The organism is Enterobacter sp. SM3 (genome assembly GCF_009811935.2).
In the GTDB taxonomy this organism is placed as follows: domain Bacteria; phylum Pseudomonadota; class Gammaproteobacteria; order Enterobacterales; family Enterobacteriaceae; genus Enterobacter; species Enterobacter asburiae_D.
In genome coordinates this window covers 2,415,174-2,436,138 of sequence record NZ_CP099971.1, presented here as the reverse complement: position 1 = coordinate 2,436,138, position 20,965 = coordinate 2,415,174, and the positions used below count along the sequence as shown (strand labels likewise).

The 20,965-nt window shown below is 55.1% G+C and carries 19 protein-coding genes and 1 pseudogene; 9 read left to right on the top strand and 11 right to left on the bottom strand.

Annotated elements, in window-relative coordinates; genetic code table 11:
• Nucleotides 1-16: 16 nt before the first annotated feature.
• A pseudogene (locus tag GVO84_RS11530) lies at nucleotides 17-601 on the bottom strand (NTP transferase domain-containing protein).
• A 32-nt stretch (nucleotides 602-633) separates the two neighbouring features.
• Between GVO84_RS11530 and yqeC the strand changes: the two are divergent.
• Together yqeC and yqeB are read left to right on the top strand one after the other, a co-directional pair.
• Entirely contained in the window at nucleotides 634-1,392 is a 759-nt protein-coding gene (gene yqeC, locus GVO84_RS11525; protein WP_159514190.1) for a selenium cofactor biosynthesis protein YqeC, read from the top strand.
• 42 nt (nucleotides 1,393-1,434) lie between these two features.
• Entirely contained in the window at nucleotides 1,435-3,057 is a 1,623-nt protein-coding gene (yqeB, locus tag GVO84_RS11520) for a selenium-dependent molybdenum cofactor biosynthesis protein YqeB (protein ID WP_159514189.1), read from the top strand.
• Nucleotides 3,058-3,116: 59 nt separating this feature from the next.
• Here yqeB and arcC read toward each other — a convergent pair whose 3' ends face one another.
• Genes arcC through ygeW form a run of 5 tightly spaced genes read right to left on the bottom strand, consistent with a single transcriptional unit; the run spans nucleotide 3,117 to nucleotide 9,209 of the window.
• The gene (gene arcC / locus GVO84_RS11515; RefSeq protein ID WP_159514188.1) at nucleotides 3,117-4,049 is read right to left on the bottom strand and encodes a carbamate kinase; all 933 of its coding nucleotides are present in this window, start codon (nucleotides 4,047-4,049) and stop codon (nucleotides 3,117-3,119) included.
• A 12-nt stretch (nucleotides 4,050-4,061) separates the two neighbouring features.
• Nucleotides 4,062-5,468: a dihydropyrimidinase gene (gene hydA / locus GVO84_RS11510; protein ID WP_159514187.1), complete on the bottom strand. Its 1,407-nt coding sequence runs from the start codon at nucleotides 5,466-5,468 to the stop codon at nucleotides 4,062-4,064.
• Nucleotides 5,469-5,512: 44 nt separating this feature from the next.
• On the bottom strand, nucleotides 5,513-6,730 hold the full coding sequence (locus GVO84_RS11505; RefSeq protein WP_121423750.1) for a YgeY family selenium metabolism-linked hydrolase: 1,218 nt from the start codon (nucleotides 6,728-6,730) through the stop codon (nucleotides 5,513-5,515).
• Between the two features lie 32 nt (nucleotides 6,731-6,762).
• The gene (gene dpaL / locus GVO84_RS11500) at nucleotides 6,763-7,962 is read right to left on the bottom strand and encodes a diaminopropionate ammonia-lyase (protein WP_121423749.1); all 1,200 of its coding nucleotides are present in this window, start codon (nucleotides 7,960-7,962) and stop codon (nucleotides 6,763-6,765) included.
• Between the two features lie 59 nt (nucleotides 7,963-8,021).
• A complete protein-coding gene (ygeW, locus tag GVO84_RS11495) occupies nucleotides 8,022-9,209 on the bottom strand; it encodes a knotted carbamoyltransferase YgeW (RefSeq protein ID WP_159514186.1) in 1,188 nt (395 codons plus the stop codon).
• A 455-nt stretch (nucleotides 9,210-9,664) separates the two neighbouring features.
• On the opposite strand from ygeW, the gene GVO84_RS11490 reads away from it, so the two are divergent.
• The gene (locus tag GVO84_RS11490; RefSeq protein ID WP_121423747.1) at nucleotides 9,665-11,458 is read left to right on the top strand and encodes a sigma-54 interaction domain-containing protein; all 1,794 of its coding nucleotides are present in this window, start codon (nucleotides 9,665-9,667) and stop codon (nucleotides 11,456-11,458) included.
• A gap of 217 nt (nucleotides 11,459-11,675) precedes the next feature.
• On the opposite strand, the gene GVO84_RS11485 is transcribed toward GVO84_RS11490, so the two are convergent.
• Nucleotides 11,676-12,584, bottom strand: a complete 909-nt coding sequence (locus tag GVO84_RS11485) for a LysR family transcriptional regulator (RefSeq protein ID WP_159514185.1) — start codon at nucleotides 12,582-12,584, stop codon at nucleotides 11,676-11,678.
• A 94-nt stretch (nucleotides 12,585-12,678) separates the two neighbouring features.
• Here GVO84_RS11485 and GVO84_RS11480 point away from each other — a divergent pair, with 94 nt between their 5' ends.
• The 4 genes from GVO84_RS11480 (at nucleotide 12,679) to GVO84_RS11465 (ending at nucleotide 15,240) form a co-directional block, all read left to right on the top strand.
• A complete protein-coding gene (locus GVO84_RS11480) occupies nucleotides 12,679-13,641 on the top strand; it encodes an NAD-dependent epimerase/dehydratase family protein (protein WP_159514184.1) in 963 nt (320 codons plus the stop codon).
• An 81-nt stretch (nucleotides 13,642-13,722) separates the two neighbouring features.
• Nucleotides 13,723-14,184: a PACE efflux transporter gene (locus tag GVO84_RS11475; protein ID WP_159515635.1), complete on the top strand. Its 462-nt coding sequence runs from the start codon at nucleotides 13,723-13,725 to the stop codon at nucleotides 14,182-14,184.
• 172 nt (nucleotides 14,185-14,356) lie between these two features.
• Nucleotides 14,357-14,728, top strand: a complete 372-nt coding sequence (locus tag GVO84_RS11470; RefSeq protein WP_159514183.1) for a VOC family protein — start codon at nucleotides 14,357-14,359, stop codon at nucleotides 14,726-14,728.
• Between the two features lie 149 nt (nucleotides 14,729-14,877).
• Nucleotides 14,878-15,240 (top strand): DUF4406 domain-containing protein, encoded by a 363-nt coding sequence (locus GVO84_RS11465; protein ID WP_159514182.1) that lies wholly within the window; start codon nucleotides 14,878-14,880, stop codon nucleotides 15,238-15,240.
• A 38-nt stretch (nucleotides 15,241-15,278) separates the two neighbouring features.
• Here GVO84_RS11465 and GVO84_RS11460 read toward each other — a convergent pair whose 3' ends face one another.
• Nucleotides 15,279-16,052 carry a DeoR/GlpR family DNA-binding transcription regulator gene (locus GVO84_RS11460; RefSeq protein ID WP_159515634.1) on the bottom strand — a complete coding sequence of 258 codons (774 nt, stop codon included), beginning with the start codon at nucleotides 16,050-16,052 and terminating at the stop codon, nucleotides 15,279-15,281.
• Nucleotides 16,053-16,138: 86 nt separating this feature from the next.
• Here GVO84_RS11460 and GVO84_RS11455 point away from each other — a divergent pair, with 86 nt between their 5' ends.
• Both GVO84_RS11455 and tam read left to right on the top strand, forming a co-directional pair.
• On the top strand, nucleotides 16,139-16,723 hold the full coding sequence (locus GVO84_RS11455; RefSeq protein WP_159514181.1) for an NUDIX domain-containing protein: 585 nt from the start codon (nucleotides 16,139-16,141) through the stop codon (nucleotides 16,721-16,723).
• Nucleotides 16,724-16,806: 83 nt separating this feature from the next.
• Complete coding sequence (gene tam, locus GVO84_RS11450) at nucleotides 16,807-17,565, top strand: trans-aconitate 2-methyltransferase (RefSeq protein ID WP_159514180.1); 759 nt, start codon at nucleotides 16,807-16,809, stop codon at nucleotides 17,563-17,565.
• A gap of 6 nt (nucleotides 17,566-17,571) precedes the next feature.
• On the opposite strand, the gene GVO84_RS11445 is transcribed toward tam, so the two are convergent.
• The 3 genes from GVO84_RS11445 to GVO84_RS11435 all read right to left on the bottom strand — a co-directional run bounded on the left by GVO84_RS11445 (nucleotide 17,572) and on the right by GVO84_RS11435 (nucleotide 20,937).
• Nucleotides 17,572-18,762, bottom strand: coding sequence for a cytochrome c biogenesis protein/redoxin (locus GVO84_RS11445; RefSeq protein WP_159514179.1), 1,191 nt, complete (start codon nucleotides 18,760-18,762; stop codon nucleotides 17,572-17,574).
• A 139-nt stretch (nucleotides 18,763-18,901) separates the two neighbouring features.
• Nucleotides 18,902-20,200, bottom strand: coding sequence for an ATP-binding protein (locus GVO84_RS11440; RefSeq protein WP_159514178.1), 1,299 nt, complete (start codon nucleotides 20,198-20,200; stop codon nucleotides 18,902-18,904).
• Complete coding sequence (locus GVO84_RS11435) at nucleotides 20,197-20,937, bottom strand: response regulator (RefSeq protein WP_121423736.1); 741 nt, start codon at nucleotides 20,935-20,937, stop codon at nucleotides 20,197-20,199. The genes GVO84_RS11440 and GVO84_RS11435 overlap by 4 nt, the downstream gene beginning before the upstream one ends.
• Nucleotides 20,938-20,965: the final 28 nt, after the last annotated feature.

Here is a 20,965-nt window from a genome sequence, read left to right as displayed (position 1 = left end):
TATCAAATTGATAATATCATTTTCGCAAATCTTTATTTTCATCCTTATTGAGTCGGCTAAAATCTTCCGGCGTATCAATATCGAGAACGATCGCTGGATTATTGAGCGGGATCTGTCGGCAGGGGCCGGTGAGCAGCGACTGGCGTACCGATGTCTGCTGTTCTGCGCTTAAACAGCGCCGCAAATTGCTGGTGGATGTGAGGATCGGGTGCCCCGGAACCCCGCCGTAATAGGGCATCAGCGTGCCTTCGAAGCGCTGTTCCCACAGGCCATGAAAAATAGCATCGTCAAGGCACGGCAGGTCTCCGTGGGTGATAAAACAATAATCATGACGTAATGCCTGAAGACCCGCTTTTACCGAAGAATAGAGCCCCTGGCGGAAGTCAGGATTTTAAACGAGCGTCAGGTTCGGGACCGATGAATAACGTGCCATTAGCTCTTGATGGCGAAATCCGGTCACTAAAATAATATGCGAGCAGCAGCGACGCGCATTTTTAATACTTGCATCAAGTATTGTGCCACCTTGCCAGGGTAACATCATTTTCCATTGTCCCATCCGGGAGGACAGCCCCGCGGCGGTAATAATGCAATCGACCTGCATTTTTGCTCCTGAATATAGAGATAATGCGTAACATGGAAAATATACCGCACGTTGACGAGCTGTTATGTGATTTAAACGCCACTGCCTGCCCTTTGCTGATCGCCGCCGTAGGGGCGGGCGGCAAAACCAGCACCTTATTCTGGCTGGCAGAACTGTTTCAGCAGGCAGGGCGGCGCGTGTTGCTGACCACCACCACCCACATGTTTGTCCCCCACACGCTGCCAGTAACCTTCTGTCGCGACCCGCAGGCGCTGCCCGCCGCGTTCTGGCAGCGGCCGCTGCAGGCGTGTTTTTCTGCCTGGCTGCCGGAAGCGGGAAAGGTCAGAGGCTTCACGCCAGCGCAGCTCGATGCGCTCATGGCGAGCGGCCAGCCGGACGTCGTGCTGGTAGAAGCTGACGGCGCTCACGGTTTTGCACTAAAAGCGCCGGATGTGCACGAACCTTGCATCCCTTATTCCTGTTGTTGCGTAGTTGCCATTACCGGAGCAGAGATGCTCGGGAAAGCAATTGGGCCAGCAGCTGTCCACCGCTGGCCACTTTTTTCCCGCATCACCGGCGTCAAGGCGCATGAGGCGCTGACGTGGCCGATGCTGCATCGCCTGGTTCAGCATCCGGAAGGGGCGTTTAAAGGCGCGCCGGCGGGCTGTCGGCGTATCTGGCTGCTCAACCAACTTTCTCAAAATGAGAATTTGCAGCCTGGAAATTTGATAATGAGAAAGGACGTTGACGCTATCTGGGCCGGTTCGGTCCAGTCGCGTCCGGCGATTACGCGCAGACGAGTGAGAAAGTGACTCCATTCTGGGGTAATGAAGGGATATCCATTTGAGGTTGTTATGAATATTTTCTCAGAAGCGGCAAGACTCGAAGCACAAAACCGTCCGTTCGCGCTGACACAGATCGTCGACAGCCGTGGTTCCACTCCCCGACATTCCGCACAGATGCTGGTTCGTGATGATGGCAGCATTGTCGGCACCATCGGCGGCGGCATGGTCGAACGTCGGGTGATTGATGAAGCGCTTGATGCCCTGCGTGAAAGGGCTTCGCGTATGTTTCATGGTCGAATGGCGCGCACCGGGTCCGATGCGGTGGGCTCGGACTGCGGCGGCGCGATGTCGGTTTACATCAGCGTTCATGGACTGCGTCCCAGGCTGGTGTTAATTGGTGCCGGGCATGTGAATCGCGCCGTAGCTCACAGCGCTGCGCTGCTCGGTTTTGAACTCGCGGTGGCGGATATTTATCCGGAAAGCCTCGATCCTGAACGTTTCCCGCCGTTAACCCAACTGGTACACGCCGAGAGCTTTGGCGCGGCCGTCTATAAACTGGCCGTTCAGCCAGATGACTATGTACTGATCGCCACCAATAACCAGGATCGCGAAGCGCTGGATAAGCTGGTCGAACTGCCTGCCGCCTGGCTGGGGCTGCTGGCCAGCCGTCGCAAGGTACAGGTGTTTTTACGCCAGCTGCGCGAAAACGGCGTCGCGGAGGAGCATATCGCCCGGCTGCACGCGCCGGTGGGCTACAACATTGGCGCTGAGACGCCGAATGAAATCGCCATCAGCGTGCTGGCGGAGATCCTACAGGTCAAAAATAACGCGCCGGGCGGGCTGATGGCCAGCGACTCTCCCACGCAGCCGCTGCGGGTAGCCATTCGCGGAGCGGGCGATATTGCGACGGGCGTAGCTCTGCGACTGTGGCACGCCGGGTTTAAAGTGGTGATGCTGGAGGTGGAGAAACCGACGGTGATCCGCCGTACCGTGGCCTTTGCCCAGGCGGTTTTTGACGGAGAAATGACGGTAGAAGGTGTGACCGCACTCCGCGTCGATTCCGTCCAGGAGGCGATTCAGGTGGCGGATAACGGTGTGATTCCAGTGTTGGTTGATCCGCTGTGTGAATCGCTGCGTGAGCTGAGTCCGGGCTGTGTGGTCGATGCCATCCTCGCGAAAGAAAATCTGGGTACCCACTGCGGGCTGGCACCGTCGGTCATTGCGCTGGGGCCGGGTTTTTGCGCGGGCACCGACTGCCATGCGGTGATTGAAACCAACCGTGGGCACTGGCTGGGTCAGGTTATCTATCAGGGCCGCGCGCAGGACAACACCGGCGTACCGGGTAACATTATGGGGCATACCGCAAAACGGGTGATCCGCGCGCCTGCCGCGGGGGTGATGCGCTCGCGCGTGAAGTTGGGCGATATCGTCAGTGAGGGCGACGTGATTGCCACCGTCGGCGAGACGGAGATTCGGGCACCGCTCAGCGGCATGGTGCGCGGGCTGCTGAGCGACGGTCTGGTGGTGGATATTGGTTTTAAAATCAGCGATATCGATCCACGCGGCGATAAGGCTGACTACACCAGCGTGTCGGATAAGGCGAGGGCGATTGGTGGTGGCGTGCTGGAAGCGCTAATGACGCTGACAAACCAGCGAATTAAACAGCAAAATCGTCGCCCGGTTGAGGCGTAAGCCAACGCCGGGGCGGCTTAAAGCCTGCCCCGGCGTCACTTCGTGCGGCCGGACGACGTTTACCCCTCGATAATCGTGCCGGTTTTTCCTTCTATACCTTCTTTCGCTTTGCTCAATACGGTAATCAATGCTTTACGCCCTGGACGAGAGCGGGCAAAGGAGGCGGCGGCCTCCACTTTCGGCAGCATAGAGCCTTTGGCAAAGTGACCCTCGGCAATAAAACGGTCGGCATCGCCTAAGGTGAGTTTATCCAGCCACTGTTCGTTGGGTTTACCAAAGTTAATGGCCACTTTCTCCACTGCGGTCAAAATGATGAGCATATCGGCATCAATCATCGCCGCCAGCTTCGCGCTAGCCCAGTCTTTATCAATGACCGCGCTGGCGCCGCGAAGATGATTCCTCTCGCGGATCACCGGGATCCCGCCGCCGCCGGCGGTGATGACCACATGGCAGGCATCTATCAGCGCCTTCACCGTCTCTTTTTCAATAATATCGATAGGCTGGGGCGAGGCGACCACGCGACGATATCCGCGCCCGGCGTCTTCTTTCAGGATATAGCCTTTCAGGGCCAGCTGTTCCGCTTCTTCTTTGCTAAAGAAGGAACCGATAGGCTTGGTTGGGTTGCTGAACGCCGGATCGTTGGCGTCGACTTCCACCTGGGTAATCAGCGTGGCGACCGGAATATGCATATTGCGCGACAACAGCTCCTCACGCAGCGCATTTTGCAGGTCATAACCGATATAGCCCTGGCTCAGCGCCACGCACACCGACATTGGCAGCATCGGGGTATGGGCATCGGTTTTGGCGGCCGCTTCAAACGCCAGGTTGATCATTCCTACCTGCGGGCCGTTGCCGTGCGTCACCACCACCTGGTGACCGTGAGCAATCAGGTCGACGATGGCCTGCGCGGTTTGTTTAACGGCCTGCATTTGCCCGGCCAGGTCGTCGCCCAGCGCGTTTCCGCCCAGCGCAAGTACGATTTTTTTACTCATGACATCCTCTCTTTAAAATGATATTCCGCTCATGGGGATCGGAGCGGAAGAAAAAGGGGCGCGACGCAGGAAACGGCCCTGTCCGGCGACGCCGCTAAAGGTCCCGTTGCTGAAAATCACCCGGCCGCGCGACAGCGTCTGACGAATGGAGCCCTGACAGATAAACCCTTCCCACGGTGAATAGTCGGCGTTGTCGTGCAGCATTTCGTGACGAATGGTGGTGGTGCGGCGCGGGTCGATAATCACCACGTCGCCATCTGCGCCGGGCGCCAGCACGCCTTTTTGCGGCCACAGGCCGAACAGTTTTGCCGGGTTGGCGCTGGTGAGCGCCACAAAATGCTCGGGCGTGATGCGTCCGGTCATTACCCCGTGGGAGAAGAGCAGCAGCAGACGGTTTTCCACCCCCGGCAGGCCGTTCGGGCAGCGGCTAAAATCGCCGTTCGATAAATGCTGGCGCTGGGCCATCGAAAAAGCACAGTGGTCTGTGGCCATCACATCGATCGAGCCGTCGCTCAACCCGCACCACAGCGCGTCATTGTTACTGGCGTTGCGCAGCGGCGGGCTGAGCAGATACTTCAGCGCATCCTCGCGTTCATAGCAGCGGTCATCGAGCAGCAGATACTGCGGGCAGGTTTCAACCCATACCGGCTGATGACGTGAACGCGCCAGCTTCAGGTATTCCAGCCCCAGCCCGTTCGACAGGTGCACAATGTACAGCGGCGCGTTACCGGCAAGCTGTGCGAGGTTAATCATGCGGGCAATAGCCTCTGCCTCGCACTCCAGCGGCCGACTAAGGGCGTGATAGCGCGGTGCGGTTTTTCCCTGCGCCAGAAACTCCGAGCGTTTACGGGCAATGGCCGCGTCGTTTTCCGGGTGTACGGTGGTGAGCGCGCCGGCGGCGTGCAGATGACGCATCGCCTGCAGCACATCGTCGTCGCTCAGTTTGTACTGGTAGGTTAAATAGAGCTTAAAGCTGCTGATCCCAGCATCGACCATCATGGGAATTTCATCGAGAATTGCGTGGTTGATATGCTGAATGACGCCGTGAAAGCTGTAGTCAATCACCGCTTTGTAGGCGGCGTAGCCGTGGTAGGTTTCCAGCTGGTGGCGTAATCGGCAGCCTGCCGGGCCAAATCCCATGTGATCGACGATGGTGGTCGTACCGCCGCAGGCTGCCGCGCGGGTGCCGGTAAAGAAATCGTCACAGCTGCGGGCCTGGCCGGTATCAATATTGAAATGGGTATGAACATCAACGCCGCCGGGCATTACGTAGCAGCCGCTGGCGTCGATCGCTTCGCAGGGTTGTTCAACGGTGATGTTATCGGCCAGTTGGCTAACAAGGCCGTTTTCAATCAGCAGGTCCTGTCTGGCTCGTCCGTTGGCGTTGACGACGATGCCGTTTTTAATCAGTACGCGCATTTTAACTCCAGACTCCCGCCGCGAACGGCGGGAGGAATAGCGGACTACAGTGACTCGGTGGCCAGCCAGCTCAGCGGAATAGCGGCATACATGGCGGCGCAGGTGACCAGGTGAGACTTCCAGGTTTTTTCGTTTGGCGCGTGGGCTTCGGGTTCTTTACCCGGGCCGAAACCAATCACCGGAATGCCGTGACGGCCCATGATTGAGACGCCGTTGGTGGAGAAGGTCCACTTATCCACTACCGGAGCCTTGCCGAAGAGTCCTTCGTACGCGTTGCTCAGCGCGCGGACGGTGAAGTGATTCTCTTCCACTTTCCAGGTTGGGAAGTAGCATTCGGTTGGATACACCAGCCCGGTCCACGATGGGCGGTCATAGTTGTACATGGAGACAACCGCACCGGCTTTTTGTACCGCAGGCAGGGCGCGAATTTCGTCCAGCGCGCCTTCCCAGGTTTCGCCCCAGGTCAGACGACGGTCGATGGAAACGGCGCAGCTGTCGGCGACCGCACAGCGGCTTGGCGAGGTGAAGAAGATTTCGGAGACGGTGAGGGTGCCTTTACCCAGGAATTCGTCGTTGCCCAGCTTATGGGAGAGATCCTGCAGCTCGTTGAGAATCGGCCCCATTTTAAAGATGGCGTTATCGCCGCGTTCCGGCGCGGAGCCGTGGCAGCTGACGCCAGAAACATCCACGCGGATTTCCATACGCCCGCGCTGGCCGCGGTAAATCTGACAGTCGGTGGGTTCAGTGCTGACCACGAACTCCGGACGAATACCGGACTGCTCGATAATGTACTGCCAGCATAGCCCGTCGCAGTCTTCTTCCTGCACCGTACCGGTCACCAGCAGGGTGTATTCATCTTCCAGCCCCAGATCCTTGATAATCTTTCCGGCGTAGACCATGGAGGCCATCCCGCCTTCCTGGTCCGACGCGCCGCGCCCGCCGATGAGTTCGTCGGTTTCCATGCCCTGGTACGGATCGAAGCTCCAGTTTTTGATATTACCGATGCCTACGGTATCAATATGCGCATCCATCGCCACCAGGCGCGGGCCGTGGCCAATATAGCCCAGCACGTTGCCCATAGGGTCGATTTCCACTTTATCGAAGCCGACTTTCTCCATCTCTTCTTTGATGCGGTGCACCACGCGTTTTTCGTCGCAGCTTTCGCTTGGGATGGCGATCATATCGCGCAGAAAGCGGGTCATGTCCTGCTGGTAGTGCCTGGCTTTTTCAACAATCAGTTTAAAAGGAATATGCTTAGCCATGAGGATGTTCTCCAGTTCTTAATTTGTGAGGGTTATTGTGCTGCTGGATGCTTGCCTTCCCAGACGATTTCCCGATAATGCTTCACGTCGGTATCGCCTTCGGTGCTGACGATCAGCACGACGGAGTGGCTATCCAGCTGCAGTTTGTTCATCAGCGCATCGCGCTGCGGGTGGTAGTGAACGGCGGCGAGCAAGCCAAGACCGACCGCGCCTGACTCTCCGGAAATAACGCGCGGATCGTGGCCGATCGGGTTGCCCAGCACTCGCATACCGAGTGCGGAAACCGCGTCCTGACACGAAATAAACTGGCTGGCGCAGTTGCGCAGGACTTCCCACCCGAGCGGGTTGGGTTCACCGCAGGCAAGCCCCGCCATGATGGTGGCCATATTGCCGCCGACGTTGACGATTTGCCCCTTCACCCCGGAGCGGTAGAGACAGTCGGCTAGCTCAGGTTCAACGATAACGGAATGCAGGTTACCCGCGCCGTAAACGTCGACCAGATAACCCAGCACGCCGCCGGCCAGCGCGCCCACGCCGCCCTGTAAGAAAACGTGCGTTGGGCAGGCGATGCCCATCGACGACATCTGTTCGACGGCTTCATCAGCCAGCGTGGCGTAGCCCTGCATAATCCAGGTGGGGATTTTGGTGTAACCATCCCATGCGGTGTCCTGGACTACCTCCCAGCCGTTTTTCTGCGCCGTCTGCATGGTGAAGCGCACGGTGTCGTCGTAGTTCATGTCGGTGACGATACATTCCGCGCCCAGACGTAGAATGGCGTCCACGCGTTCTTGTGCCGAACCTTTCGGCATATAAATCACCGCGTTTTGCCCAAGCTGCTGCGCTGCCCACGCCACGCCGCGACCGTGGTTACCATCGGTGGTGGTAGCGAAGGTCATTTTCTCTTTAATGCGTGATTTCAGGCCGTCCAGCGACAGTTCGTTGATATCCAGCTGATACTTTTCACACAGCAATTGCGCAATTGCGTAAGAACCGCCGAGCATCTTGAAGGCGTTAAGGCCAAACCGCTGAGACTCGTCCTTCACCAGAATTTTGCGCACGCCAAACAGGGCGGCCAGTTCATTCAACGCGTACAGCGGGGTCGGCTGATAGCCGCTAATTTTTTGATGAAAACGGCGCGCCTGTTGCGCAGGCTGGCGCGAGAACAGCGGCGACGCTTCGCCGGTGTAAAAACGGTTATCGGCAATATCCATTTTCAGTGAGAAAGCAGACATACTCTGTCCTTATTCGTCATTACGGGGAGTGATGCTGGCCCGCAGGCCAGCAGGGAAGGCTATTTGATGCGGTTTTGCGCTTCGGTCAGCAGTTGCTCCAGCAACATGCCCGGCTTCGCGTATTTACGGCAGAGGATCATGGCGGCGATGATGTACGGCTTCCAGCTGGCCTCTTTGTAGGTGGCGATACGGTATTTTTCGAACACGGCTTCGGAGACTTCGCCTTCATTGCAGGAGACGCCGGTAATATCCGCTGGCAAGCAGTGCATATACAGCGCCTCGCCGTCGTGGGTTTTTGCCATCATCTCTTCGGTGCAGTGCCAGTTTTTATGCTGGGCGTTCTGCGCCAGGCAGGCTTTCTCCAGCGCCTTCAGACCTTCGCGATCGTTAGCGCGCAGTAGCTCAGTACGCTGCTCCATGACCTGATACGGCGCCCAGGATTTCGGGTAGACGATATCGGCATCTTTAAAGGCTTCCGCCATATCCGTCACCTGGCGGAAGCTGCCGCCGGACGCTTTGGCGTTGTTTTTCGCCACTTCAATCACGTCAGGAATCAGGTCGTAGCCTTCCGGGTGGGCGAGGGTGACGTCCATACCGAAACGGGTCATCAGGCCAATAATACCCTGAGGTACGGAGAGAGGCTTACCGTAGCTTGGGGAGTAGGCCCAGGTCATGGCGATTTTCTTGCCTTTAAGATCCTCCAGCGACCCAAAGTGTTCACGCAACCACGCCAGATCGGCCATCGCCTGCGTAGGGTGGTCAATATCGCATTGCAGGTTAATCAGCGCCGGACGCTGCGGCAGCACGCCCTGCTTGTAGCCGTCATCCAGCGCTTCGCCAACCTCACGCATATAGGCATTACCCGCGCCAAGATACATGTCATCGCGAATACCGATAGCATCGGCACAGAAGGAGATCATGTTTGCGGTTTCACGCACCGTTTCACCGTGGGCAATCTGCGATTTACCTTCGTCGAGATCCTGCTGCGCCAGCCCGAGCAGATTCAGCGCCGAGGCATAGGAGAAGCGGGTACGGGTAGAGTTATCGCGGAATACCGAAATTCCCAGCCCGCTGTTGAACACGTTGGTGGCGATATTTTCCGCACGTAGCGTTTTTAGCGCTTCCGCGACGTCCAGCACCTGCTTGAGCTCATCCGGCGACTGCTCCCATGTCAGCAGAAAATCCTTATCATGCAGATTGGAATTCAGCGTGTTGATATCCTTAATCAGTTCGTTAACAGTTTTCATATTTAATCCTGGTCGTGAATGACGGGCTTATTGATTGCGGGTTACCGCTGCGGCAAATGCCAGCGCTGATATTTCACTAACAATAAGCGTGCCAATTTCAAAAAAGACCTGATTAACCGCGGATAAAACAGCTGGATTATGAGATGGCTGTCACGAAAAAGAAGCCGATGTGGCGATGGGTAATAAAAATGACGGCGAGCAGTTTTGTTATGTGTTTATTTGTACATACTGTGTTTCCGTGAAATAGATGACTTGCGTGAGAGAAGGGCACCAAATTGATAAAATCATCATCAAAATTATCACATTGATATAAAAATGTGATACCGCCTCCATAATTGACGCAAGAATCGAAAAAGAAAAGGCACCCCCATCAATTATTGCTAAGGGCTGCGGTAGTATCATTACAGAGAAATAAACGTTGTCTTTCACCCAGTTAGCTTTTAGTGAGTGATATTATGATACCTTCCAGTTCGTCATCTATTTTGATGCAGATTCAGCCAACCATTCAACGTTTTGCACGCATGCTCTCCAGCGTACTCCAGCTTGAAGTTGAAATTGTCGATAATAGCCTGTGCCGCGTGGCCGGTACGGGAAGTTACGGTAAATTCCTTGGCCGTAAATTAAATACAGACTCGCGACTTCTTCGTTACATTATTGAAACAAAAAAAGAGAAGGTGGTGGCCCATTCGCGTTTCGATCCCTTATGCAAAGGTTGTGAGAGTAAAGAAACCTGCAAAGAAAAGGCCTTCCTGGGTACACCGGTGATTTATCAGGAACAGTGCGTTGGCGTTATTAGTCTGATTGCCCTGACGCGCGAGCAGCAGGAAAGAATCAATGATAACATCACCGAGTTTTCCGATTATGTTCGTCACGTCTCTTCCATATTTGTCTCCCGTTTACTTGAGGATCAGAGCGGCGGCGACAATATCCAGAAAATGTTTTTAACGATGCTTGACAATATGGACCAGGGTGTACTGGTTGTAAGTCAGGAGCAGAAAGTCAAATTTGTTAATCAGGCAGCGTTAAAAATCCTTGGGGTGAGCCAGGGGAGTATGGTGGGTAAAGAGATTCACTTTCGGCCTCTGACGTTCGCGCAAAACTTTATTCGCGGTCACGTACAGCACGTCATTTCTATTGATGATAAGAAAGAGCTGATTATCGGTCAGCTACATGCCATTCAGGACCAGTGGCTGTTTCTGATGGCGTTTCATCAGTCGCACTCTTCGGCAGAGATTACCGCGCCGCAGGAAGGGCCGCAGATTGAACAGATGGTTGGCGAGTGTCGCCCAATGCGGCAGCTGAAAAAGCTGATTACCCGCGTGGCACCCAGCCCGTCAAGCGTGATGATTGCGGGGGAAAGCGGAACCGGTAAAGAGGTGGTTGCTCGTGCGGTGCACAAGCTGAGCGATCGCAAAGATAAGCCGTTTATCGCCATCAACTGTGCCGCCATTCCCGAACAGTTACTGGAAAGCGAACTGTTTGGTTATGTGAAGGGGGCCTTCACCGGCGCGTCAGCCAACGGTAAAACGGGGCTGATTCAGGCCGCTAACCATGGGACGCTGTTTCTCGATGAAATTGGCGATATGCCGCTCACTCTGCAAGCCAAGCTGCTGCGGGCCATTGAATCGCGCGAGATCCAGCCGGTCGGGGCTAGCCATCCGGTACCGGTGGATATTCGAATTATTTCCGCCACCAATCAAAACCTCGATCGGTTTATCGCCGACGGTAAGTTTCGTGAGGATCTCTACTATCGGCTTAACGTCATTCCGTTACGCCTGCCGCCGCTGCGTGAACGCCAGGAAGATATCGAACTGCTGATTCACTATTTCCTGCATCTGCATACCCGTCGGCTAGAGCTGGTGTACCCGGGCGTGGCGCCGGAGGTAGTTACGCTGCTGAAAAGCTACCGCTGGCCGGGTAACATTCGTGAGTTGAGCAATCTGATGGAGTATCTGGTCAACGTGGTCCCATCCGGCGAAGTGATCGATATCTCGCTGCTGCCGCCAAACCTGGTGAGCTGCGGTAAAACCGGCGAACGCGAAGAGGCGCCAGGGAAAACGGGGGGCAGAGCCGCAAAAGAGGAGGAGGGCGTAACCGGGCTTGAAGAGATGGAACGTCAGATGATACGCGACGCCTTAAGCCGTTATAGCAACAAGAAACAGGCGGCAGACGAATTGGGTATCGGGATTGCCACGCTGTACCGCAAGATTAAAAAATACGATCTGAATTCTTCACGCCTTGCTGGTTAATCAAGCTCGCCAAATCGCTATCCCTAAAATGTAATAAAAGGGAGGTATCTCAAAGAGACCTTTGGATGTCATTTAACATAATATACATTATGCGCACCAATATGAAGTAAGGCGAAATCTGGCGTTTTGTGGACATCCTTGACCTGATGATAATGGCCTCTGAGCGTGTCTTCTCAAGTGCTGTTATCGTCACGCTGATCGTCTCACAGTGCATGGCTTACCGTTTTGCCCTGTTGATATAAGCCTGTAAACCCTCAGCAAGAAAATCAAACACCGTTTTACAGGCCTGGCTGTGGCGTAAATCCTCATGCATCACCAGCCAGGTGTCGAGATGAAATGCAAAGAAATCAGGCATTATCCTCTGTAGCGGCGGAGAAAAATCGGCGAGCTGCACCTGACACATACCGATACCTGCTCCGGCGCGTATGAGGTTTAATTGTGCAATATCACTGTCGGTTCGCACGGTAAACAGTTCGCGGTTTAGCTGTGGGTACTGTTTAAGCGCTTGTAAAATAAAGGGCGTCATGTTGTCGAAACCCACGAGCGTATGGGTAAATAACTCATCAATATTTTCCGGTGCACCGTGTCGTGACAGATAGGCTGGCGCGGCATGCAGACCTATTTCTATCCTGCCCATCCGACGTGCAATCAATTGCTCCTGCACCGGTGTGGTCATGCGTACAGCAATGTCCGCTTCCCGGTTCAGTAAATCCTGAACGCGATTAGACAGAACCAGCTCAACGGTTATTTGCGGGTATTCTTCCTTTATGTGTGCAATCACCGGAGGCAGAACCTCGGTGCCGATGATTTCACTGGCGGCGACGCGCACCACGCCTCGTAATCCGGTTGCGCCGGAGCTGAAACTGGCAGCCGACCGCTCAATCATCATGGCCGTATTTTCCATCGCTTGCGCATGGCCCTTCAGCTCGACGGCTGCATCCGTTGCCTGCAATCCCGTCTGCGAACGGGTAAATAAAACAAGGCCGAGGGCTGATTCCAGTGCCGCAATATGACGTCCGGCAGTTGGCTGGGTAATTGCCAGCCTGCGTGCGGCCCCTGACAAAGACCCTTCTTTCATCACGGCCAAAAAGGTGCGATACCATTCCCACGGAATATTTAGCTTCATACAAATATGCATACCTGCTGGCTTATATTATGCAATTACATTTAGCCCGTGTGCTCATTAAGATGTCAAGCAGATAACCAACAAGGGTAAGACGATGAAAAGCACAAATAAGGTACTGATACTGGGCGCAACGGGTGGGAGCGGTGGCGAAATTGCCCGTAAATTGATGCGTGACGAATGGGATGTACGTGCATTGCGTCGCAGCGTTCCGGAAAATGACGCACACAGCAAAAGTATTACGTGGATAAGCGGCGATGCGCAGAATGCTGAGCAGGTTGAGGCAGCGGCGTCAGAATGCAGCGTGATTGTCCATGCCGTTAACCCGCCGGGTTATCGAAACTGGGAACAGCTGGTTTTGCCCATGCTGCATAACACCATCAGCGCAGCAGAGCGAAACGGTGCATTAATCGTTCTGCCGGGGACGATTTATAACTACGGCCCGGATGCTTTTCCCCTCTTACGCGAGGATTCCCTTCAGAATCCGGTTACCCGAAAAGGAGCCATACGCGTGCAAATGGAGAAAGAACTCGCAGCCTATGCACAGCGTGGCGGAAAGGTGCTGATTTTGCGGGCTGGCGACTTTTTTGGTCCCCATGCTGGTAACAACTGGTTTTCACAGGGATTAGTCCAACCGGGGCATCCACCGAAGGTGATTAAAAACCCCGGGAAAATCGGCGCAGGCCATCAGTGGGCTTATCTGCCGGATGTCGCCGAAACGCTCGCAGCACTGCTGGCGCGTCGGGATGAGCTCGAACCGTTTGCCAGTTTCCATATGCGTGGGCATTGGGATCCTGATGGGACAGCGATGACAGTAGCCATAAAGCACGTCGCGGAGCGTGCCGGCATTAAGGCGAAGGTGAAGCCATTTCCCTGGTGGCTTATCTCTGCGATGAGTCCCTTTAACGCTACGCTGCATGAAATGCGGGAGATGCGCTATCTTTGGGAGCAGACAATAGAGATGGACAATTCAAAACTGATTGCCTTTTTAGGCCATGAACCGCAGACCCCTCTTATTGAGGCCGTGCATTCCACATTAGCGGGTCTGGGCTGCATTTAACATAATCCTAACCTGCACGTTTAGAAAGAGTTGAACGATGTCTGATATACTTCAGCTTTTGAAAAACGCAGCCCTATGCAAATGGAAATTGAATTAAATAAAAGTATTAAAGAGAGAATCTTCCATGCCGTCATTTTTGAAGTGATAGCTAACGTTATCATAGCGCTGTCGCTTGCCTGGCTGATGAACGTGTCGATACTCCAGTCAGGCTCGCTGTCAGTGATATCTGCACTTACCGCAACGGCCTGGAATTTTGTATTTAATAAACTCTTTGATTCCCTGCAAAAAAAACATCAGTTTCAACGAACATTTCTCGTTCGTGCGATCCATGCGGTGGGTTTTGAAACAGGACTGATCGTCACCTTAATCCCTGTCGCGATGGTTATGCTGAATTTAACCATGACTGAGGCATTTTTCGTTGAGATTGGTCTGGTACTGTTTTTCCTGCCATACACAATGCTGTTTAACTGGCTATACGATTATCTTCGGTGGATATTTGTTGGACGGAAACGGGTTGCTAAAAACATTTATGAGCACCAGTAAATAGGTTTATTTCGCCAGTTCAAACCCTGACGTTTTAAATATGCCATTTGTCCGTTTCGGCATCGGAAAAGACTGCATAAATTGATGTCTGTCACATTGACGCGTTCTTTATCATGTTCGCCCCACTCTCCTTCTATACTCGTTATTTCTCCATCTTGTAAAGGAAGGAACCATGTTCGATCATGTGAAATTCGGCGTCAGTGATTATGAAAAAAGTAAAACCTTCTTTCTCCATGCGCTCAAGCCGCTTGGTGTAGAACTCATCGATGAAGGCACGCCAGACTATGGTGTCGAAATGAGCTCAGGCGACGTTTCGCTCTGTCTTTTTCAGACAAATGATAAACCTGCTCCTCTGCATCTGGCGTTTGTGGCCAACACGCGCCAGCAGGTCGATGCGTTTTACCATGCCGCCCTGCGCGCCGGCGGACGTGATAACGGCGGCCCGGGGTTGAGGTCATACGGTGAAAATTACTATGCCGCTTTTGTCATCTCGCCTGATGGCCATAACATCGAGGCGGTGTGCCATGCGCCGGAAAGTCAGTAGCTCAGCCCTTCTGTCAGAAACGATTAAATGATCTGTTATGCATCTTTTTGCACGATAATGCACGAAAGTGTTTCATAACGCGCTCACAATCCCGTATGGTATCGGCAGTAAGCGTGCAACTTCATGCAATAACACTGACAGAGGTACCTATGACACAACAGCTGATTTTAATTGCCGGCCCCTATCGCAGCGGAACCGAAGGCGTTCAGGCACGCATTGATGAGAATCTGGCGCGACTCGAAAGCGCAGCATTAGCCGTTTACCAGCGGGGTCACGTCCCGGTCATTGGCGAATGGCTGGCTTTGCCGTTGGCAAAAGCCTCTGGGTCGAAAGCGGTTGGTGATGAAATCAGTGAAGCGATGCTGTACCCCGTTGCTCACCGGCTCATAGCTAAATGTGATGCGATTTATCGTATTGCCGGTGCGTCTAAAGGTGCCGATATGGACATTGAGGTCGCCCGCAAATATGGCCTGAAGGTTTATACCGCCCTTGAGGGCATTCCTGAGGCTTAAGGTAGGCCGCCAGCCAGCCTGTGATCACTGGCTGGCTATCAGAGAGTGTCACTCTTTGAGGTCAACACGACGGAAACCCCCTTTTCCGATACCGCGCGGATCCACTCCTTATCGGTATTGTCTTCAACGACGATGGTGTTCACCGATGACACATCGCCAATCACAAACGAAGACGCTGTGTTGATCTTTTCCGGAGAAGCCAGCACAACCGTCTCCGCGGCTCTGCCGGAAAATGCACGTTTGATGCACGCTTCTTCGAAATCACCGGTGGTCAGCCCCGCGTCGGGGTGAATACCGGTCACGCCCATAAAGAACAGGTCTGCATGAATATTTTCGATACCTTCGATGGCCGCAGCGCCGACCGCAACGATAGAGTGCTTATACAAACGACCGCCGATCAGAATCACCTCAATGGACGGATGATCGACCAGCCCCAGGGCAATGCTCGGGCTGTGCGTTACCACCGTGATGCGTAGGTCTGCCGGTAAAAACGTAATCAGCTCCGAGGTCGTCGTGCCACCGTCGACGATCACCACCTGGCCTGATGAAATCAGCTGCGCGCCTTTGCGGGCGACCCGTTTTTTCGCATCCATTTTCACGGATTGCCGTTCAGCAAAGGGAACAATCGCGGAAGATGCCGGAAGCGCGCCGCCGTGAACGCGCTGCAAACGCCCTTCTGCCGCCAGCTCGCGCAAATCACGCCTGATGGTGTCTTCAGAGACGTCAAAGAACATGCTGAGCGCTTTTGACTGGACCTGACCTTCGGCGCCGAGCTTTTCGAGGATCAATTGTTTTCGCTGACTGGTGAGCATCATGAATTCCTGATGTTGCATGTTTTATCTTGAATGTGCACGATAATGCTGTTTATGATAATTACTCTACGTAAGGAGGAACAAACGTGCAATCAAAACGTGCAGATGTGCGCATCATTGACAGTGAAACGCTGTCAGATAACTGGTACGTTCTTAAAAAATACACCTTCGACCTGCAGCGGCGTGACGGCGAGTGGCAGCGTCAGCATCGGGAAGTCTACGACCGTGGGAACGGCGCGACGATTCTGCTCTACAACCGTGATAAAAAGACGGTGATCCTGACCCGCCAGTTCCGCTTCCCCGTCTTTATCAACGGCCATGAGGACGATTTAATCGAAGCCGCTGCGGGGTTGCTGGACAATATGGATCCCGAAAGCCGCATAAAAGCAGAGGCGGAAGAAGAGACGGGATTCCACGTTTCACGCGTGCAGAAAATCTTTGAAGCCTATATGAGCCCGGGTTCCGTTACGGAAAAGCTCTATTTTTATCTTGCCGAGTACCAGCCGAAAGACAGAACCGGCGCAGGCGGTGGGATCAAGGCGGAAGGAGAAGATATCGACGTGCTGGAAATGACGCTTGAAGAGGCATTACGCGGCATTGAAACGGGCAAGATTGTCGACGGGAAGACTATCATGCTGCTTTATCATGTTGCGCTGAAAGGCATTCTCTAGCGTGCCGTTCTTCGGACACCTGCCGCCGTGCAGGTGTCTGCCTGTGCTATTCTTGCAGAAGCCTGCAAAACGGAGAACCGAAAATGGCCGACTGGAACCCTTCTCTTTACCTGCAATACGGCGCGGAAAGAACGCGTCCTGCCGCTGAACTGCTCGCCAGAATTCCGCTGGATGAGGTCTCCACCATCGCTGATTTAGGCTGCGGGCCAGGAAACAGCACCGCGTTGTTGAAGCATCGCTGGCCATCGGCACACATCACCGGGGTCGATAACTCCCCTGCAATGCTGGAGGAAGCACGCGGCGCGTTACCCGACTGCCGTTTTGTTGAGGCTGATATCCGCCAGTACAAGCCTGGCCAGCCGCTGAACCTGATTTACGCTAACGCATCGCTACAGTGGATCCCAGACCATTACGATCTCCTGCCGCACCTTGTTTCCCTGCTCACGCTTAACGGCGTATTAGCGATCCAGATGCCTGACAACTGGCTTGAGCCCACTCACGTAGCGATGCGCGAAGTGGCGCTGGAGCAAGACTACCCTGACCGCGGCCGCGAACCTCTGCCGGGAGTGCATGCCTATTACGACATCTTGTCGGAGGCCGGCTGTGACGTGGATATCTGGCGGACAACCTATTTCCATAAAATGAGCTCCCACCAGGCCATTATTGACTGGGTAAGCGCCACCGGTTTGCGCCCGTGGCTCCAGGAACTGAATGAGAGCGAGCAGAAACGTTTCCTGAAACGCTACCATGTACTGCTGGAAGAGCAGTATCCACTCCAGGAAAACGGGCAGATACTGCTGGCCTTTCCGCGGCTGTTTATTGTGGCTCAGCGTCAGCCCTGAACGGGGCTATGAACGAGCCTCTTTGAGCAGCTGCTGAATAACTTTTTCCTGCTGCTCATAATCACCTTCACCAAAGGCGGTATAGCGCAGCTGGCCTTTTGCATCGAAATAGTAATGCGCTGGCCAGTACTGGTTCCCGAACGCGTTCCAGATTTGGTAGTTGTTATCCGTCACCACCCGGTACGGCAGCTGCCATTTATTTACCGCATTTTTCACCGAGGCGAGCGGTTTTTCCCAGGGATATTCAGGGGTGTGAACCCCTATCACGACCAGACCCTGCGACTGATACTTTGTGGCCCAGTCTCGCACGTGCGGGAGCGTATGCTGGCAGTTGATGCAATCCCACGTCCAGAAATCAATCAACACCACCTTCCCTCGCAAGGATTCAGACGTGACAGGGTCACCGTTAATCCACCCTGTCCCGCCGCTTAACGAAGGCAGCTGGCTGCTGGGCTCTGCCATCACGACCGGCTGGAGCTTCACCGGCGCGGCTGTTGGTTTCGCCAGCGTCAGGAGTTTTGTCTCCAGACGATCCGCAACGCCGTTTGCTCCTTTAAGAAGCGAGGTCATTCCTGTCGCGTTAAATACGACAGCCGCCAGCATCGCCACGCCCGCCCCCTGCCGCAGCTTTTCCATCAGCGCCGATTTTGCTCTTAGCGGCGCCATCAGCGTGCGGCCTCCTAAAACGAGCAGGCTTAACATCAGCGCGCATCCGCTGCCATAGGCCGCCAGCAGCGCGCCCGTCGCAATGGCCGAGTGGCCGGCGATATTAATGCTGAAAATGGCGCCCAGTATGGGCCCGGCGCAGGGAGACCAGAGCAGCCCAACCGCCAGCCCGGCCAGAAAAGCCGATGCCATACCGCGCGTTTTCCCGCTTCTGGCGTTGAGGACGTTTCCCGCACTGACGGCCGGACCCGCAATACGCTGGGCGACGGACGGAAAGATTAAGGCCAGCGCGGCCGCGGCCAGAATGACGAGGGCGATCCAGCGCCCGACGATGGTTGCCTCTGCGATCCACTCGCTGGCGACGGTGACGACCATCGCCACCAGGGTGAACATCACGATCATCCCCGCGAGCAGGGCCAGAATATGGCGTCGCTGCCCCTGAAAACCGGCGAACAGGAGCGGGATAACCGGGAGCGTACATGGACTGAGCAGGCTTATCATCCCGCCCAGAAAAGCGATTAACAGAAACATAGACACCTCACAATACAAGTCCTGCGACGCTGCAGTGAGACTATTTCATCGTGCGGATGTGTTCAGGATATGTGTAAAAACGCGGGTTTTGTCTGGCTCTGTATCGCCCTGACTGGGAGATACAAAGCCGTACAATTACCTAACGGCGCGGTAGCGTAATGGAGACGTCCAGCCCGCCTTCGGCCCGGTTCGTCAGGTTGAGCTTTCCTTCCAGCTGAGCGGTAAGCTGTGCGGCAATCGCCAGCCCGAGTCCTGTTCCGCCGGTATCGCGGTTGCGTGATGTTTCAACCCGATAAAACGGCTGTAATACCGCGTCAAGCTCGGCTTCGGGGATCCCCGGTCCGTCGTCCACAATGTGAATAACCACCTCGCTGTCGGACGAATCATCTATGGCAATCGCGGCATGCTCGCCGAACTTGAGGGCGTTATCCAGCAGGTTGGTCATCACCCGACGAAGCGCCTGCGGGCGCGTGACGATCGGTAAACGGACTTCACCTGCCTGAAACTGCACGTTTTTACCGATGTCCTGATAATCACAGGCGATGCTGTTGACCCATGCGTTCAGCTCCAGCTTCAGCGAGGTCTCTTCCAGAGATTCTGATGACCGGGCATATGCAATACCCTCCCGCACCAGACGCGACATGTTATCAAGATCGTTTAAGAGCTTGTCCCGCAGTTCAGGCTGCTCCGCCATTTCTACACGAAGCTTCATGCGGGTAATGGGCGTCTGGAGATCGTGAGAAATAGAGGCCAGGATCTGCGCGCGCTCCCTGAGATAAGCCTGAATGCGCGCCTGCATTGCGTTAAAGGCATGGGCTGCGCGCTGCACCTCCAGCGGCCCTTTCTCCGTCATCGGCGTGCTGGCCGCCGGATCCAGCGAGTCCACCGCGCGGGTAAATTGTGATAAAGGCCGTACCACCTGCCGCACGGCGATCCAGGAGCAGGCCGCCAGGAGCAGCAGCTGCAGGATGAGCACTACGGGCAGCCAGCTGGCGACCGGCGGCATGCGCGGGATGAGGTCAATGGTCAGCGGCGAGCCATCGCGTAACGTAAGATGCGCCTGGATGTGCGAAATGGCGCCGGGAACGGCGGTGAAGCTGAGCGGATACTCTGCCGCGAGCGTCGCTTTTAAGGTACGGATGGCATCCTGCGAACGCTTATCCGTCGGCGCTGCGCCGGGCTCCCCTGTGCCCAGAATATAGCGATAGTTACCCCGTTCAAGCCTCGGCAGCCAGGCCGCGCGCTCGCTGGCCGGTAACCGGTCTAAAATGGCGACGCTGGTTGCGACGTCGTTTTCCAGATTACCGAGCATCACCGTGCGGGCGCTGTGCATTCGTTCAATCATGACCAGCGTCAGGCTCAGCGCGTTAGCCAGCAGCAGACCGGGCAGCACGACGATCAGCAAACGGGCCAGCAGCGAGCGTGGCCAGAACCTCATTCGTTAACCTCTTTGATGGTCACCGGCATCGTAAAGACGTAGCCTTCGCTGCGCACGGTTTTGATATAGGCGGGCGTACGGGCATCTTCGTTCAGGCGCTGACGAACCCGGCTAACCAGCAGGTCTATAGAACGTTCAAACAGCTCGGCGTCGCGCCCCTGCGTCAGGTTGAGCAGCTGATCGCGGGTCAGCACCCGCTGAGGATGGTCAAGGAAAACGCGCAGCAGGCGATACTCCGCCCCGCTGAGCGCCACAATCACCCCTTCCGGATCGATTAAGTGGCGGGCGACGGTATCGAGCTGCCATTCACCAAACATCACCAGCCGCCCTGCTTCTGTCACCTGTAGATTGGGTGGCATCGTGCGGAAACGCCGTAAAATCGCTTTGATACGTGCCAGCAGTTCGCGGGCGACAAACGGCTTCACCACGTAGTCATCCGCGCCCATCTCCAGACCCAGGATCCTGTCCGTCTCCTCGTTGCGGGCCGTCAGCATCAGAATAGGCAGATCTTTGTGTTTGCCGCTGCGCAGCTGCCGACATAGCGTAAGCCCGTCGTCGCCGGGCATCATGACATCCAGCACCACCAGGTCGATATGCTGTTTATCCAGCACGGCGCGCATCTCTTTGCCGTTGGCCGCGCCCGTCGCGCGATAACCTGACTTAACGAGATAATCGACAATCAGTTCACGAATATCCCTGTCGTCATCGACGACAAGGATATGATCAATATGCTCCACCGAAATCTCCAGACCGAAGGGTAACGTA